Source organism: Citrobacter freundii complex sp. 2025EL-00176 (assembly GCF_053309355.1).
In genome coordinates this window covers 1-14,632 of record NZ_JBRYHT010000015.1, presented here as the reverse complement: position 1 = coordinate 14,632, position 14,632 = coordinate 1, and the positions used below count along the sequence as shown (strand labels likewise).

Genomic DNA, 14,632 nt, shown 5'->3' with positions numbered 1-14,632 from the left:
ACACGATGTCTGAGAATAAATTAAACGTTATCGATTTACATAAGCACTACGGCGAACATGAAGTGCTGAAAGGGGTATCGCTGCAGGCTAATGCGGGTGATGTTATCAGTATTATCGGCTCGTCAGGCTCCGGTAAAAGCACCTTTCTGCGCTGCATTAACTTTCTTGAAAAACCGAGCGCCGGTTCCATTGTCGTCAGTGGGCAGAACATTGGTCTGGTGCGTGACAAAGACGGCCAGCTCAAGGTTGCGGACAAAAATCAGCTGCGTTTGCTGCGCACAAGACTGACCATGGTCTTTCAGCACTTTAATCTGTGGAGTCACATGACGGTGCTGGAAAACGTCATGGAAGCGCCGATTCAGGTACTGGGACTGAGCAAGCAGGAAGCCCGCGCACGCGCGGTGAAGTATCTGGCTAAAGTGGGTATTGATGAGCGAGCTCAGGGCAAATATCCGGTGCATTTGTCTGGTGGTCAGCAGCAGCGCGTTTCTATTGCGCGTGCGCTGGCGATGGAACCGGAGGTGTTGCTGTTTGATGAACCCACCTCGGCGCTTGACCCAGAGCTGGTCGGTGAAGTGCTGCGCATCATGCAACAGCTGGCCGAAGAGGGGAAAACCATGGTGGTCGTAACCCACGAAATGGGTTTTGCCCGTCATGTTTCCACGCACGTCATTTTTCTGCATCAGGGGAAAATTGAAGAAGAGGGCGACCCGGAGCAGGTATTCGGCAACCCGCAAAGCCCGCGCTTGCAGCAGTTCCTCAAAGGATCGCTGAAGTAATTCCGTTGCCCGGAGGCGCTACGCTTTCCGGGCCTACCGCTTTAACACATCGCACTCCAGGCGATACACCCAGTCATCGTGCGCGATCCCATTAATTTCATACGCTTTTCCCAGCACCTGCGTTCGTACAAAGCCCGTCTTTTCCAGAACACGTATTGACCCCTTATTCTCTGCCAGCACGTAAGCATTTATCGCTGTGACGCCAGCATGTTCAAAGGCATACTGGCACACCGCGCGCACGGCTTCGCTGGCAATACCTTTCCCTTGCGCATGTGGCATGAGGGCGTAACCGAGGTCGGCCTCCTGCGGATAAAGATGACTGATTTGCAGACCGATATCGCCGAGCGGCATCGGGTTGTTATGCTCGCGAATTACAAATGTGTGCTGTGCGGCAAGGCGTCTGGCGAATAACAGACGCGTATCCTTCGCTGGGGCGATGTCGCCCATATAGCGCATGACTTCAGGACTTTCACGTAGTCTCTGGAAAAATGACCAGTCAGAAAATTGAAACAAAGAGAGGGTAAGCCGGGGAGTCGATATTTTTGCCATAACGTCGCCATTGCGGAAGTCTGGTCTATAACCTTACCATCGCAACGGCGAATGTGAATAGCGCTGAGCAACTATCGGATAACATCCGCTAGCGCCTCTTCTAAATCGTACCAGCGAAACGCGAAACCGGCCGCTTCCAGGCGTTTGGGTAAGGCCCGCTGTCCGCCGAGAACCAGCACGGAAGACTCGCCCATCAGTAGACGTATTATGCTAGCGGGAACGCGCAGAATGGCTGGGCGATTTAAGGCATGGCCCAGCGCGTGGGCAAACTGCTCATTGTGTACCGGATACGGTGAAACCATATTGAAGGGGCCGCGCAGATCGTTATCCAGCAGCCAGATAATGCCGTTGACCATATCATCAATATGGATCCAGGCCAGATACTGGCGTCCGTTACCTATTGGCCCGCCTAAACCAAGACGGAATGGCGGGACCATTTTCCCCAGAATCCCGCCAGCAGAGGCCAATACCACGCCGGTACGCAACATGCACACGCGGGTTTTGTCACTTTGCGCAGTGCTGGCAATTTGCTCCCAGCGGGCACACAGCTTATGGGTAAATTCGTTATGCGGCGGCTCTTCTTCCGTGACGACAACTTCGCCCAGATCGCCGTAGTAACCGGTAGCGGAACCGGATATTAACACCGCGGGCGGCGTCTCGCTGGCGTGGATTAAATCGACCAGTTTCTGCGTGATGCCCCAGCGACTCTGACACAGACGCTCCTTTTGCTCAGCGCTCCAGCGCTTATCGGCAATAGGCTCTCCGGCAAGATTAATCACGGCATCAATGCCATCGAGATTTTGCTGTTCTGCCAGCCCCTTCCACAACGTGACCCGAGAGTCGAGAATCTGACGCGCCTTATCAGGGGTACGTGTCACTACGGTAATCTGATGCCCCAGTTCGAGCAGGCGGGGGATCAGATGACGTCCAATCAGGCCAGTACCGCCGGTAATCAGAATCTGCATGTCGCCTCCTGGGTTACGTTTAGCGCTGCCAGCTCAGGGTCATGGATACTGAGTCGGCGTAACGCAATGCGTGAAGTTTATCGATCTCTACTTCAGCATAAGTGACCCAGTGATGTTCGCGTGCGATATCGAGCACATCTTGAGTTAATTTTTCTAATAGTGAGAAGCGGTTACTCTCCACGTGCGCAATGATGCTTTTGGTGATAGTGCGATAATTCAGCGCGTCGTTGATATCTTCGCTGATACGGGCTTTGTCTGCCGGATAATGAATGGCAATGTTGATGACGATATCCTGGCGGTTAAGGATCTCCTCTTCTTTGATGCCGATAAAGGTGCGCAGACGAAGGTTTTTTATACGAATAATCGCGTCAGGTTGTGACATTGCAGGTTTCCTCCATGTATGAACCTATTCATGATACACGAGAATCGAACCGGGTTACCGCTTCTCACTCTGCGCTTGCTGCATGGCGCGTTCCGTGGCGGGCCGCGTACGGATGCGCTCATGCCAGTTATTAACCGCCGGGTAATTGTCTAGGTCGATACGCTGACGTTGGTGGGCATGAATCCATGGCCAGCAGGCTATGTCGGCAATGCTATAGTGATCGCCCCCCAGCCAGGGGGAGTTTTCCAAACGTTTATTCATCACGTTGTACAGGCGCTGGGTTTCAACCTGGTATCTTTCAATGGCGTAGGGGATCGTCTGTGGGGCGTAATGGCTGAAATGGTGATTCTGACCGAGCATGGGACCCAGGCCGCTGACCTGCCAGAACAGCCATTGCAGCGTGGTGTGGCGCTCACGCAACTCACCGCTCAGCAGCTTACCGCTCTTTTCCGCCAGATAGAGTAAAATTTCTCCGGACTCAAACAGGCTGATCGGGCTTCCGCCGTCCTGCGGCGCATTGTCGATAATGGCCGGGATTTTGTTGTTCGGCGAGATCTGCAGAAAATCAGGACGAAACTGACTACCTTTGCTGATATCGACATGAATCAGACGGTATTGCAGCTGCGCTTCTTCAAGAAACAGCGTGATTTTGTGACCGTTTGGCGATGGCGTGTAATAGAGATCGATCATTTTCAGCGTCCGTTTTGTCATGAACCAGGTCATTACAAGTATAGAGCCTGTTGGCGTGCGTGAGTTTTCATCAAGTGACAGCGAGAGAAAGACTCTATATTTTGAAGGCAAGCCAATACACTTCAGAGGACGTTATGAGCAAACCTGCAATTACGCTGTGGTCAGATGCCAATTTTTTCTCCCCTTACGTGCTGTCTGTTTATGTCGCTCTGCAAGAGAAAGGGCTACCTTTTACGCTGAAAACTGTTGATCTCAACAGCGGTGAACACTTGCAACCTTCATGGCAAGGTTATGCGTTGACGCGCCGTGTGCCGGTCCTGGAGATTGACGATTTCGAACTGAGCGAATCATCGGCAATTACTGAGTTTCTGGAAGAGAGCTTTGCCCCGCCGCAGTGGGAGCGCATCTACCCACATGATGTGCAAAAACGCGCGCGGGCTCGCCAGGTGCAGGCGTGGATCCGCAGCGATCTGATGCCTATTCGTGAAGAGCGTTCAACGGATGTGGTTTTTGCTGGCGTGAAAAAAGCGCCGTTGAGCGAAGCCGGAAAAGCCAGTGCGGAAAAATTGTTCGCCACTGCGAGCAGTTTACTGAGCCACGGGAAACAGAATTTATTTGGCGAATGGTGTATCGCTGATTGCGATTTAGCGCTAATGCTTAATCGTCTGGTCCTTAACGGCGATGAGGTGCCAGAAGCGCTTGCGGAATATGCCACCTTCCAGTGGCAGCGCGCTTCAGTTCAGCGTTTTATCGCGCTTTCAGCGAAGCGTTCCTGCTGACCATCGAAGCGTAATCCAGTATCATAACAAGGTACTTTTCAACGAGGAGTGAGTGATGAAACTGATGTTCGCATCGGACATTCATGGTTCGTTGCCAGCCACGGAACGCGTACTCGAACTGTTTAGCGCAAGCGGTGCGCAATGGCTGGTGATATTGGGTGATGTTTTAAATCACGGACCGCGTAATGCGTTGCCGGAAGGCTATGCGCCCGCGCAGGTTGCAGAACGGTTGAATGAACTGGCTGCGCGGATTATCGCGGTGCGTGGCAATTGCGACAGCGAAGTGGATCAGATGCTCCTGCATTTTCCGATAACCGCGCCGTGGCAGCAAATTCTGACAGAAAATCAGCGACTCTTTTTGACGCACGGGCATCTTTTTGGCCCGCAAAATATGCCAGCGCTCAGCGCGGGAGATGTCCTGGTTTATGGCCATACGCATCTGCCGGTTGCCGAGTTGCAAGGGGATGTCTATCACTTTAACCCCGGCTCGGTAAGCATCCCGAAAGGAGGCTTTGCGGCAAGCTACGGGATTCTGGATGATAATGTTCTCAGCGTCATGGCACTCAATGATCAAAGTGTTATTGCACAGATCGAGATTAATCCGTAATTTACCCCACAAACATAAACGCGCCGTAAGAGCGCCAGAAAAAAGAAGGTTTCCTGATGGTGGAACAGCGTCATTTGGCAAGTACGGAATGGGTGGATATTGTGAATGAAGACAACGAAGTCATCGCACAGTCCAGCCGGGAACAAATGCGGGCGCAACGCTTACGCCATCGTGCGACGTATATCGTGGTGCACGATGGTATGGGCAAAATTCTGGTTCAGCGTAGGACAGAGACAAAAGATTTTTTGCCCGGCATGCTGGATGCCACCGCTGGCGGTGTTGTTCAGGCTGACGAGCAGCTACTGGACTCAGCGCGCCGTGAAGCGGAAGAGGAGTTGGGGATTGCGGGTGTGCCGTTTGCCGAGCACGGTCAGTTTTATTTTGAAGACCAGAATTGTCGCGTCTGGGGGGGGCTGTTTAGCTGTGTGTCCCACGGACCGTTCGCATTACAGGAAGAAGAGGTCAGTGAAGTTTGCTGGCTGACGCCGGAAGAGATCACCGCGCGCTGTGATGAATTTACGCCGGATTCGCTGAAAGCGCTGGCGTTGTGGATGACCCGCAACGCCAAGAATGAAGGGGCGAAAGCCGAAAAGCAGGAAGAAGCTGAGTAAAATCTGCTCATCCGGCCTACAGCGTCGAGAAATCATGTAGGCCGGGCAATCATTTTTTAATGGTAACCCATTATCTGCGCACCAATCACCACCACGCTGGACATAATAAACAGCAGGCCCAACAGCGTGGCCCCCACTTTCAGCCAGTTACGAAAATCCACCCGACAAACGCCTAACGTTGCCATCAATGATGCCGACGTCGGATAGATAATGTGGCTGAATCCGTCGCCAAACTGGAAGGCCAGTACGGTGACCTGACGGTTTACGCCAACCAGATCGCCCAGCGGCGCTAATAACGGCATGGTCAATGCAGCCTGGCCAGAGCCGGACGTGACGAAGAAATTAAATACCGCCTGGAATAGTAGCATAAACCATGCAGCGATAGCGTTATCCAGCCCGCTGATACCGTTGGCAATGCTGTGCAGCAGGGTATTTAATACGCTGGCTTCGCCCGCCTCACCGTTACCGACCAGCAGTAATATGCCTTTGGCGAAACCCACCAGCAGGGCCGGAGCAATCATCATTCGCGCACCTTCAGTGAATGAAGATGCCATGACGTTGACCGTCATGCCGTTGAGACGGAACACCACACCGATGATGCCAATCACCAGTCCCATCGTGAAGAACTGGCTGGCGATCTCAGGAATAAACCACGCGTTGACGATAACGCCCCAGACGACCCAAATCATCACCGCGGTCAGTACCAGCAACACCAGCCAGTCGCCCAGCGTGAAGCGTCGTTCTACAACCTCGTCCTGCTGTTCGCGAAAGAAGCGGTCGGACTCATGTACCCGGGAGAGAAGCGGATTTTTTTTGATGCGCGCTGCGTAGGCCAGGGTGAAGGTCAACCCTATCAGGGTCGCAACGACCCATACTACGATCCGCAGACCGGAACCAGAGAGTACCGGGACGCCTGCAATACCCTGCGCGACCACCACGCAGAACGGGTTCATCCATGAACTGGCAAAACCAATTTGGGTGGCAATATAGGTGACCAGCACGGTGGTGATACTGTCGTAACCTAAGCGTACCATCAACGGCGCAATGATAATGGCAAAAGCAACCGCTTCTTCGCCCATGCCAAACACCGCGCCGCCTAACGAGAAGAGAATAAACAGCACCGGGATAAACAGAACTTCGTTACCCCGCGTATGACGAATGAGCGCCAGAATGCCATTATCAATGGTGCCTGTACGCATAACGATGCCAAATGCGCCGCCAATCACCAGCATAAACATGATGATACCAACCGCCGTGCCGAATTTAGACCCGGAGGTTAAGCCTTCAAACGGAAAATTCATCAGGCCGGGGCGTTCATCTCCGGTGGTGAAAAACTGCACCCGGTGATACTGCTCTTCACCCGCGTCGTTGGTCAGAATACGAAAAGAGTGGGGATCGACAACGTTACGGGTTTTGGTTTGTCCATCAACCTGATACTGCACTTCCTGGCTGTCGAACATCCCGACTGGAACAACCCATGTCGCCAGGCTGGTTAAAATGGCGACGAAAAAAATAATCACCAGCGTATCGGGCATCGCCCATTTTTTGGCTGGCTGTGATTCTGTGACTGCTGACATGAAAGACTATCCCTGTTGCAATGCAAAAGAGAGTAAGTATGCAAACAGAAGAATAGTTATTCATTGATGCAGCGCATCCTGGCAAATATTTCAGAATGTACCAAAGAAAAAAACAGATATAAAAAAACCGGAAATATCAGCTATTTCCGGTTTGATAAGCAGAGGTGTTACCGGATAAGAGATCCGGCACACCGCAGCAAATTACTTCTGCTGCTGGGAAGACTGAATCGCGGTCAGAGCGATGGTATAGACGATATCGTCAACCAGCGCGCCACGGGACAGGTCGTTCACCGGCTTGCGCATACCCTGCAGCATCGGCCCGATGGAGATCAGGTCGGCAGAACGCTGTACCGCTTTGTAGGTGGTGTTACCGGTGTTCAGATCCGGGAAGATGAACACGGTAGCGCGACCGGCAACCGGCGAGTTCGGCGCTTTGGATTTCGCTACGTCAGCCATAACTGCGGCGTCGTACTGCAGCGGACCGTCGATCATCAGGTCAGGACGTTTTTCCTGCGCCAGACGAGTCGCTTCGCGAACTTTCTCTACGTCGCTACCTGCACCAGAGGTGCCGGTGGAGTAGGAGAGCATCGCAACGCGCGGTTCGATACCGAAGGCAATCGCGGACTCAGCGGACTGAATGGCGATTTCTGCCAGTTGTTCAGCAGTCGGATCCGGGTTGATCGCGCAGTCACCGTAAACGTAAACCTGTTCCGGCAGCAGCATGAAGAACACGGAAGACACCAGCGAGCTACCCGGCGCAGTTTTGATCAGCTGCAGCGGCGGACGAATGGTGTTCGCGGTGGTGTGAACGGCACCAGAAACCAGACCGTCAACGTCGTCCTGCTCCAGCATCAGGGTACCGAGAACCACGTTGTCTTCCAGCTGTTCGCGGGCAACGGTTTCGGTCATGCCTTTGTTCTTACGCAGCTCAACCAGGCGAGCAACGTAGCTTTCGCGAACCACATCTGGATCAACGATTTCTACGCCAGCGCCCAGCTCAACGCCCTGAGAGGCCGCAACGCGGGTGATCTCGTCCGGGTTACCCAACAGAACGCAGGTAGCGATACCGCGTTCAGCACAGATAGCGGCCGCTTTAACAGTACGCGGTTCGTCGCCTTCCGGCAGAACAACGCGTTTGCCCGCTTTACGCGCCAGCTCGGTCAGCTGATAACGGAATGCTGGCGGAGACAGGCGACGGCTGCGCTCAGAGGTCGCGGTCAGAGATTCAATCCAGTCAGCGTTGATGTAGTTAGCAACGTATTCCTGAACTTTTTCGATGCGCTCGTGATCGTCAACCGGAACTTCCAGATTGAAGCTCTGCAGGCTCAGAGAGGTCTGCCAGGTGTTGGTGTTCACCATGAATACCGGCAGGCCGGTAGCGAATGCACGTTCGCACAGTTTGTTAATACGCGCGTCCATTTCGTAGCCGCCGGTCAGCAGCAGTGCACCGATTTCGACGCCGTTCATCGCTGCCAGACATGCTGCGACCAGCACGTCAGGACGGTCGGCAGAGGTCACCAGCAGAGAACCTGCGCGGAAGTGCTCCAGCATGTGCGGAATGCTGCGTGCGCAGAAAGTCACAGACTTAACGCGACGGGTGTTGATATCGCCTTCGTTAACGATGGTGGCGTTCAGGTGACGCGCCATATCGATTGCACGGGTAGCGATCAGATCGAAGCTCCATGGCACCGCGCCCAGAACCGGCAGCGGGCTGGATTCTTGCAGTTTAGCCGGATCAACTTTGATCACCTGCGCTTTGGAAGAGTCGTCGAAAATCTCGGACAGATCCGGGCGAGTGCGGCCCTGCTCATCAACCGGCGCGTTCAGTTTGTTAACGATAACGCCAGTGATGTTGGTGTTTTTCGCGCCGCCGAAGCTGCTGCGAGTCAGTTCAATACGCTCGTTCAGCTGTTCCGGGGTATCGGTGCCCTGAGACATCACGAAGACGATTTCCGCATTCAGCGTTTTCGCGATTTCGTAGTTCAGAGACTGCGCGAACTGATGTTTACGGGTTGGGACCAGGCCTTCAACCAGTACGACTTCAGCATCTTTGGTGTTCGCGTGGTAATTCGCGATGATCTCTTCCATCAGCACATCTTTCTGATTGCTGGAGAGCAGAGATTCAACGTGGCTCATCTTCAGCGGCTCAGCAGCTGGCAGGTTAGAGTTCGCGCGAACGATAGTGGTAGTCTGGTCTGGCGCATCGCCACCGGCACGAGGCTGAGCGATGGGTTTAAAGACGCTCAGACGAACGCCTTTGCGTTCCATAGCGCGGATCACGCCGAGGCTGACGCTGGTCAGGCCGACGCTGGTTCCGGTAGGGATCAGCATAATAATACGGGACACGGTTTATCCTCTTTCGTTACCGCCCATTTCAGGCGGGTTACAAAACAGCACCGCCAGCTAGGCTGGCGGTGTGAAATCAGGCAGTCAGACGGCTCGCGTCTTGCGCGATAACCAGTTCTTCGTTGGTTGGGATAACCACCGCAGGACGGGTACCTTCTTTGTTGATGAAACCAGATTTGCCGAAACGTGCGGCCAGGTTACGTTCGTGGTCAACTTCAAAGCCCAGAACGCCCAGTTTGCCCAGAGACAGTTCACGAACCATCGCTGCGTTTTCACCGATACCACCGGTGAAGACAACCGCATCCAGACGACCATCCATCAGCGCAGTGTAAGAACCGATGTACTTCGCCAGACGGTGGCAGTAAACGTCCATTGCACGTTTAGCGTCTTCTTTGGTTGCGTAGTTATCTTCAACATAACGGCAGTCGCTGGTGACTTCGGTCAGACCCAGCAGGCCGGACTCTTTGGTCAGCATTTTGTTGATCTGGTCAACGCTCATGCCCAGGGTGTCGTGCAGGTGGAAGATGATCGCCGGGTCGATGTCACCGGAACGCGTACCCATCACCAGACCTTCCAGTGGGGTCAGACCCATGGAGGTATCAACACATTTACCGTTACGGATAGCAGATACAGAACCGCCGTTGCCCAGGTGGCAAGTGATGATGTTCAGTTCATCAACCGGTTTGTTCAGCATTTTTGCCGCTTCCTGGGTGACGAAGAAGTGGCTGGTGCCGTGCGCGCCGTAACGACGAACGCCGTGTTCTTTGTACAGGCTGTACGGCAGAGCATACAGGTAAGACTCTTCCGGCATCGTCTGATGGAACGCGGTGTCGAACACAGCCACGTTTTTGTCTTTCAGGTTCGGGAAGGATTTCAGCGCTTCTGCGATACCGATCAGGTGAGCAGGGTTATGCAGCGGTGCGAAAGAGGCAGAATCTTTGATGCCCTGGATAACGGAATCATCGATCACCACAGAGCTGGTATACTTCTCGCCGCCGTGTACGATACGGTGACCGATAGCGGTCAATTGCGCAGACAATTCTGGTTTTTGTGCCAGAATAGTGTTAACGATAAAGTTCAGCGCTTCACTGTGAGCGGCGCCTGCACCTAAAGCCGCTTCTTGTTTACCGCCGTCCATTTTCCACTTAATGCGTGCTTCTGGGAGATGGAAACATTCGGCTAAACCAGAGAGGTATTCTTCACCGTTTACTGCATCGATGATGGCAAATTTCAGTGAGGAGCTACCGCAGTTCAGAACCAGTACTAACTTACTCGACATGGAAGTACCTATTTATGATACGTGGCTAAAAAAACGTCAGGGAGTCATAGAGCGTAGCGCATGATGACACCGACGTTTATGATTAACATCATGCGCCATAGTCTTTTTGGGCACGATGGAATAAATACCTTTGAGTCTATGTCATTTTGCGTATTTTTCAGCCAGTGGCATACTGTATGCCAATTTGACGACTCAATGATTTTGGACTAAAGGCCTTACAGGCCGGCACAGGATACCTGAATGTGGGTATCAAAGACAAAATGTTTTGAACGATGTCCCTTGTAGTTGTTGTTTTGCACAAATTTTTTAATTTTTATATGTGAAGTTGAGGTAACCGCCATGTCGACACCGGATAATCGCTCCGTCAATTTTTTTAGTTTGTTTCGCCGGGGACAGCACTATGCGAAGACGTGGCCAATGGAAAAGCGTCTCGCGCCCGTGTTTGTTGAGAACCGCGTGATCCGCATGACGCGTTACGCAATCCGTTTTATGCCGCCCATCGCTGTCTTCACCTTATGCTGGCAAATTGCTTTAGGCGGGCAGTTGGGACCGGCCGTGGCGACGGCGCTGTTTGCGCTCAGCCTGCCGATGCAGGGCATGTGGTGGCTGGGTAAACGTTCTGTCACGCCGCTGCCGCCTTCAATACTCAACTGGTTCTACGAAGTTCGGGGCAAATTGCAAGAGGCCGGGCAGGCGCTCGCGCCGGTAGAAGGAAAGCCTGATTATCAGGCGCTGGCTGACACGCTTAAGCGCGCCTTCAAACAACTGGATAAAACTTTCCTCGATGATTTGTAATTGACCCCTGATTACGCATATAAAAGAAGGCACAAATGCCTTCTTTTTTTTCATCGCAGTAGTAGTGATACAGGAGTCCCAAATGGAAATGACCAACGCTCAACGTCTGATTTTGTCGAATCAGTACAAAATGATGACTATGCTCGATCCCACTAACGCCGAGCGTTATCGTCGTTTGCAGACGATTATTGAACGCGGTTACGGCTTGCAGATGCGCGAGCTGGATCGTGAGTTTGGTGAGCTGACGGAAGAAACCTGTCGTACGATTATCGATATTATGGAGATGTATCACGCATTACATGTGTCCTGGACTAATCTAAAAGACGCGCAGTCTATTGATGAGCGCCGCGTGACCTTCCTCGGTTTTGACGCCGCAACGGAAGCCCGTTTCCTCGGGTATGTACGGTTTATGGTCAATGTGGAAGGGCGTTATACCCACTTTGATGCGGGTACGCATGGCTTCAACGCCCAGACCCCAATGTGGGAAAAATATCAGCGTATGCTGAATGTCTGGCACTCTTGCCCGCGCCAGTATCATCTGAGCGCGAATGAAATTAACCAAATCATTAATGCCTGAGGGGGCGAGCGTGCAGTGCAAAGGTTTTCTGTTTGATCTGGATGGAACGCTGGTCGATTCCTTACCCGCAGTAGAACGCGCGTGGTGCAACTGGGCCGATCGTTTTGGCCTCGATCACGCCGAGGTGCTCGGCTTTATTCATGGTAAGCAGGCCATTACCTCCCTGCGACACTTTATGGTGGGCAAGTCCGAGGCGGAGATCGCTGCGGAGTTCACCCGTCTGGAGCAGATCGAAGCGACGGAAACCGCGGGGATCACCGCGCTGCCAGGGGCGGTTGATTTGCTCAACCATCTCAATAAAGCGGGCATTCCATGGGCGATTGTGACCTCTGGATCAATGCCGGTCGCGCGGGCGCGCCATCGTGTCGCAGGACTTCCTGCTCCTGAAGTGTTTGTCACTGCCGAACGGGTAAAAAGAGGTAAACCAGAGCCAGACGCCTATCTGTTAGGCGCTCAGCTACTGGGCCTGGCGCCACAGGAATGCGCGGTAGTTGAGGATGCGCCTGCAGGGGTGCTCTCGGGACTGGCGGCAGGGTGCCATGTCATAGCGGTAAATGCGCCAGCGGACACGCCGCGTCTGGATGAGGTCGATTTTTCACTGACCAGTCTGGAACATATTTCTGTGACCAAACAGCCCAACGGAAATGTGGTCGTTGTAAGAAATACCTGATCATGATTTAGCCCCAGATTGTTGGGGCTTTTTTATGGCAGAATCGGTCCATCCCTCTCATTTAACAAGGATATGTTGTGAACGGTGAATTGATATGGGTTCTCTCATTGCTGGCGATTGCCGTCGTCTTGTTTGCAACTGGCAGAGTGCGTATGGACGCGATCGCTTTGCTGGTCATTATTGCCTTTGTTCTGAGTGGAACATTGAGCATCACAGAAGCTTTTTCCGGGTTCAGCGATCCTAACGTTATTTTGATAGCGGCTTTATTTATTATCGGCGACGGTCTGGTGCGTACCGGGGTGGCGACGGTGATGGGGGCCTGGCTGGTGAAGGTCGCCGGCAGCAGTGAAGTCAAAATGCTGGTATTGCTGATGATAACCGTAGCCGGGCTCGGCGCGTTTATGAGTTCAACCGGCGTGGTTGCTATCTTTATACCGGTTGTCTTAAGCGTTTCCATGCGCATGCAAATTTCTCCCTCACGCCTGATGATGCCGCTGAGCTTCGCCGGATTGATCAGTGGCATGATGACGCTGGTGGCGACACCACCAAACCTGGTCGTCAACAGTGAGTTGTTACGCGAAGGACTTAACGGTTTCAGCTTTTTTAGCGTCACTCCGCTGGGGCTGGTGGTTCTGGTGCTTGGCATTATTTATATGCTGCTGATGCGCTTTATGCTGAAGGGCGAAGACTCCGGCCAGCCGGGTGACGGTTGGAAACGCCGGACCTTTCGCGATTTAATCAAAGAGTATCGCCTCACGGGGCGTGCACGCCGTCTGGCGATTCGCCCTGGTTCACCGATGATTGGCCAACGTCTGGACGACCTGAAACTGCGTGAGCGTTACGGGGCGAACGTGATCGGCGTGGAGCGCTGGCGACGCTTTCGTCGCGTGATTGTTGACGTTAACGGGGTTTCTGAGTTTCGCGCCCGTGACGTACTGCTGATTGATATGTCTGCAGCGGATGTCGATCTGCGCGAATTTTGCAGTGAGCAACTGCTGGAGCCGATGGTGCTGCGCGGGGAATACTTCTCTGAGCAGGCGCTCGATGTGGGCATGGCCGAGATTTCACTGATCCCTGAATCGGAGCTGATTGGCAAAACGGTACGGGAAATCGCTTTTCGTACGCGTTACGGGCTGAATGTTGTTGGCCTGAAACGCGATGGGACGGCGCTGGCAGGCGCGGTGGTGGATGAACCGTTGCTGATGGGGGATATTATTCTGGTGGTGGGGAACTGGAAGCTCATCACTCTGCTGGGACAAAAAGGGCGCGACTTCGTGGTGTTGAACATGCCGGTTGAGGTCAGTGAGGCCTCCCCGGCGCACAGTCAGGCACCCCATGCCATTTTCTGCCTGGTGCTGATGGTCGCCCTGATGCTCACCGATGAAATTCCTAATACGGTTGCCGCAATTATCGCCTGCCTGCTGATGGGGAAATTCCGCTGTATCGATGCCGAAAGCGCCTACAAAGCGATTCACTGGCCAAGCATTATTTTGATCGTCGGGATGATGCCCTTCGCGCTGGCCCTACAAAAAACCGGCGGTGTCGATCTGGTGGTAAAAGGACTGATGGACGTTGGCGGCGGGTATGGCCCGTACATGATGTTGGGCTGCCTGTTCGTGCTGTGCGCGAGCATCGGGTTATTTATCTCTAATACTGCGACGGCGGTGCTCATGGCGCCAATTGCCCTGGCGGCGGCAAAGTCGATGGGGGTATCGCCGTATCCTTTTGCGATGGTGATTGCAATGGCGGCATCCGCAGCCTTTATGACACCGGTCTCTTCGCCGGTAAACACGCTGGTGCTGGGGCCGGGTAACTATAGCTTCAGCGATTTCGTGAAAATTGGCGTGCCGTTTACGGTGATCGTGATGGTGGTGTGCGTGGTGATGATCCCGATGCTGTTTCCGTTTTGACCGCCGCAGTAAACGCCTGATGGCGCAGCGCTTATCAGACCTTGTATTATCCTTTCTGTGCAGAGAGAACCGGCCAGTTCTTTCTGCCATGCAGCCCGCATGCCGTATCAGGCCTT

At 53.4% G+C, this 14,632-nt stretch carries 15 protein-coding genes; 8 read left to right on the top strand and 7 right to left on the bottom strand.

Going from position 1 to position 14,632, the window contains the following annotated elements:
* The first annotated feature begins 5 nt into the window (after positions 1-5).
* Positions 6-779 carry a histidine ABC transporter ATP-binding protein HisP gene (gene hisP / locus ACVXHP_RS20815; protein WP_200005637.1) on the top strand — a complete coding sequence of 258 codons (774 nt, stop codon included), beginning with the start codon at positions 6-8 and terminating at the stop codon, positions 777-779.
* Between the two features lie 33 nt (positions 780-812).
* On the opposite strand, the gene ACVXHP_RS20810 is transcribed toward hisP, so the two are convergent.
* The 4 genes from ACVXHP_RS20810 to yfcG all read right to left on the bottom strand — a co-directional run bounded on the left by ACVXHP_RS20810 (position 813) and on the right by yfcG (position 3,365).
* Positions 813-1,328 carry a GNAT family N-acetyltransferase gene (locus ACVXHP_RS20810; RefSeq protein ID WP_447572115.1) on the bottom strand — a complete coding sequence of 172 codons (516 nt, stop codon included), beginning with the start codon at positions 1,326-1,328 and terminating at the stop codon, positions 813-815.
* 71 nt (positions 1,329-1,399) lie between these two features.
* Positions 1,400-2,293, bottom strand: a complete 894-nt coding sequence (locus ACVXHP_RS20805; RefSeq protein WP_447572114.1) for a TIGR01777 family oxidoreductase — start codon at positions 2,291-2,293, stop codon at positions 1,400-1,402.
* A gap of 19 nt (positions 2,294-2,312) precedes the next feature.
* The gene (gene folX / locus ACVXHP_RS20800) at positions 2,313-2,675 is read right to left on the bottom strand and encodes a dihydroneopterin triphosphate 2'-epimerase (protein ID WP_038642324.1); all 363 of its coding nucleotides are present in this window, start codon (positions 2,673-2,675) and stop codon (positions 2,313-2,315) included.
* Positions 2,676-2,729: 54 nt separating this feature from the next.
* Positions 2,730-3,365, bottom strand: a complete 636-nt coding sequence (gene yfcG, locus ACVXHP_RS20795) for a GSH-dependent disulfide bond oxidoreductase (RefSeq protein ID WP_304701294.1) — start codon at positions 3,363-3,365, stop codon at positions 2,730-2,732.
* A gap of 134 nt (positions 3,366-3,499) precedes the next feature.
* On the opposite strand from yfcG, the gene yfcF reads away from it, so the two are divergent.
* From yfcF to yfcD, 3 genes are read left to right on the top strand one after another with little or no spacing between them, the layout of a single operon-like run.
* Complete coding sequence (gene yfcF, locus ACVXHP_RS20790; protein ID WP_042307079.1) at positions 3,500-4,144, top strand: glutathione transferase; 645 nt, start codon at positions 3,500-3,502, stop codon at positions 4,142-4,144.
* Positions 4,145-4,199: 55 nt separating this feature from the next.
* Positions 4,200-4,751 carry a phosphodiesterase gene (yfcE, locus tag ACVXHP_RS20785; RefSeq protein ID WP_069323380.1) on the top strand — a complete coding sequence of 184 codons (552 nt, stop codon included), beginning with the start codon at positions 4,200-4,202 and terminating at the stop codon, positions 4,749-4,751.
* Between the two features lie 56 nt (positions 4,752-4,807).
* Positions 4,808-5,362 carry an NUDIX hydrolase YfcD gene (gene yfcD, locus ACVXHP_RS20780; protein ID WP_042307083.1) on the top strand — a complete coding sequence of 185 codons (555 nt, stop codon included), beginning with the start codon at positions 4,808-4,810 and terminating at the stop codon, positions 5,360-5,362.
* Between the two features lie 56 nt (positions 5,363-5,418).
* Here the strand turns inward: yfcD and yfcC are convergent, their stop codons facing one another.
* From yfcC to ackA, 3 genes are all read right to left on the bottom strand, one after another.
* The gene (gene yfcC / locus ACVXHP_RS20775) at positions 5,419-6,939 is read right to left on the bottom strand and encodes a putative basic amino acid antiporter YfcC (RefSeq protein WP_137360957.1); all 1,521 of its coding nucleotides are present in this window, start codon (positions 6,937-6,939) and stop codon (positions 5,419-5,421) included.
* A gap of 201 nt (positions 6,940-7,140) precedes the next feature.
* Positions 7,141-9,285: a phosphate acetyltransferase gene (pta, locus tag ACVXHP_RS20770; protein ID WP_200005649.1), complete on the bottom strand. Its 2,145-nt coding sequence runs from the start codon at positions 9,283-9,285 to the stop codon at positions 7,141-7,143.
* A 76-nt stretch (positions 9,286-9,361) separates the two neighbouring features.
* The gene (gene ackA, locus ACVXHP_RS20765; protein ID WP_200005651.1) at positions 9,362-10,564 is read right to left on the bottom strand and encodes an acetate kinase; all 1,203 of its coding nucleotides are present in this window, start codon (positions 10,562-10,564) and stop codon (positions 9,362-9,364) included.
* Between the two features lie 339 nt (positions 10,565-10,903).
* Here ackA and yfbV point away from each other — a divergent pair, with 339 nt between their 5' ends.
* The 4 genes from yfbV (at position 10,904) to ACVXHP_RS20745 (ending at position 14,516) form a co-directional block, all read left to right on the top strand.
* The gene (yfbV, locus tag ACVXHP_RS20760) at positions 10,904-11,359 is read left to right on the top strand and encodes a terminus macrodomain insulation protein YfbV (protein ID WP_038642312.1); all 456 of its coding nucleotides are present in this window, start codon (positions 10,904-10,906) and stop codon (positions 11,357-11,359) included.
* An 82-nt stretch (positions 11,360-11,441) separates the two neighbouring features.
* Positions 11,442-11,936 (top strand): YfbU family protein, encoded by a 495-nt coding sequence (locus ACVXHP_RS20755; protein ID WP_006683652.1) that lies wholly within the window; start codon positions 11,442-11,444, stop codon positions 11,934-11,936.
* On the top strand, positions 11,929-12,606 hold the full coding sequence (locus tag ACVXHP_RS20750; RefSeq protein ID WP_087051296.1) for a sugar phosphatase: 678 nt from the start codon (positions 11,929-11,931) through the stop codon (positions 12,604-12,606). Before ACVXHP_RS20755 ends, ACVXHP_RS20750 begins: the two co-directional genes overlap by 8 nt.
* Before the next feature lie 77 nt (positions 12,607-12,683).
* Positions 12,684-14,516 (top strand): SLC13 family permease, encoded by a 1,833-nt coding sequence (locus tag ACVXHP_RS20745; protein ID WP_165407217.1) that lies wholly within the window; start codon positions 12,684-12,686, stop codon positions 14,514-14,516.
* The last annotated feature ends 116 nt before the right edge of the window (positions 14,517-14,632 follow it).

Bases quoted from the DNA above. Each gene is read 5' to 3' on its own strand.
- ACVXHP_RS20755 (WP_006683652.1), top strand. From the start codon at position 11,442: ATGGAAATGACCAACGCTCAACGTCTGATTTTGTCGAATCAGTACAAA.
- yfbV (WP_038642312.1), top strand. From the start codon at position 10,904: ATGTCGACACCGGATAATCGCTCCGTCAATTTTTTTAGTTTGTTTCGC.
- hisP (WP_200005637.1), top strand. From the start codon at position 6: ATGTCTGAGAATAAATTAAACGTTATCGATTTACATAAGCACTACGGC.
- ACVXHP_RS20805 (WP_447572114.1), bottom strand. From the start codon at position 2,293: ATGCAGATTCTGATTACCGGCGGTACTGGCCTGATTGGACGTCATCTG.
- folX (WP_038642324.1), bottom strand. From the start codon at position 2,675: ATGTCACAACCTGACGCGATTATTCGTATAAAAAACCTTCGTCTGCGC.
- ackA (WP_200005651.1), bottom strand. From the start codon at position 10,564: ATGTCGAGTAAGTTAGTACTGGTTCTGAACTGCGGTAGCTCCTCACTG.
- yfcE (WP_069323380.1), top strand. From the start codon at position 4,200: ATGAAACTGATGTTCGCATCGGACATTCATGGTTCGTTGCCAGCCACG.
- ACVXHP_RS20750 (WP_087051296.1), top strand. From the start codon at position 11,929: ATGCCTGAGGGGGCGAGCGTGCAGTGCAAAGGTTTTCTGTTTGATCTG.
- yfcG (WP_304701294.1), bottom strand. From the start codon at position 3,365: ATGATCGATCTCTATTACACGCCATCGCCAAACGGTCACAAAATCACG.
- yfcC (WP_137360957.1), bottom strand. From the start codon at position 6,939: ATGTCAGCAGTCACAGAATCACAGCCAGCCAAAAAATGGGCGATGCCC.
- ACVXHP_RS20810 (WP_447572115.1), bottom strand. From the start codon at position 1,328: ATGGCAAAAATATCGACTCCCCGGCTTACCCTCTCTTTGTTTCAATTT.
- yfcD (WP_042307083.1), top strand. From the start codon at position 4,808: ATGGTGGAACAGCGTCATTTGGCAAGTACGGAATGGGTGGATATTGTG.
- yfcF (WP_042307079.1), top strand. From the start codon at position 3,500: ATGAGCAAACCTGCAATTACGCTGTGGTCAGATGCCAATTTTTTCTCC.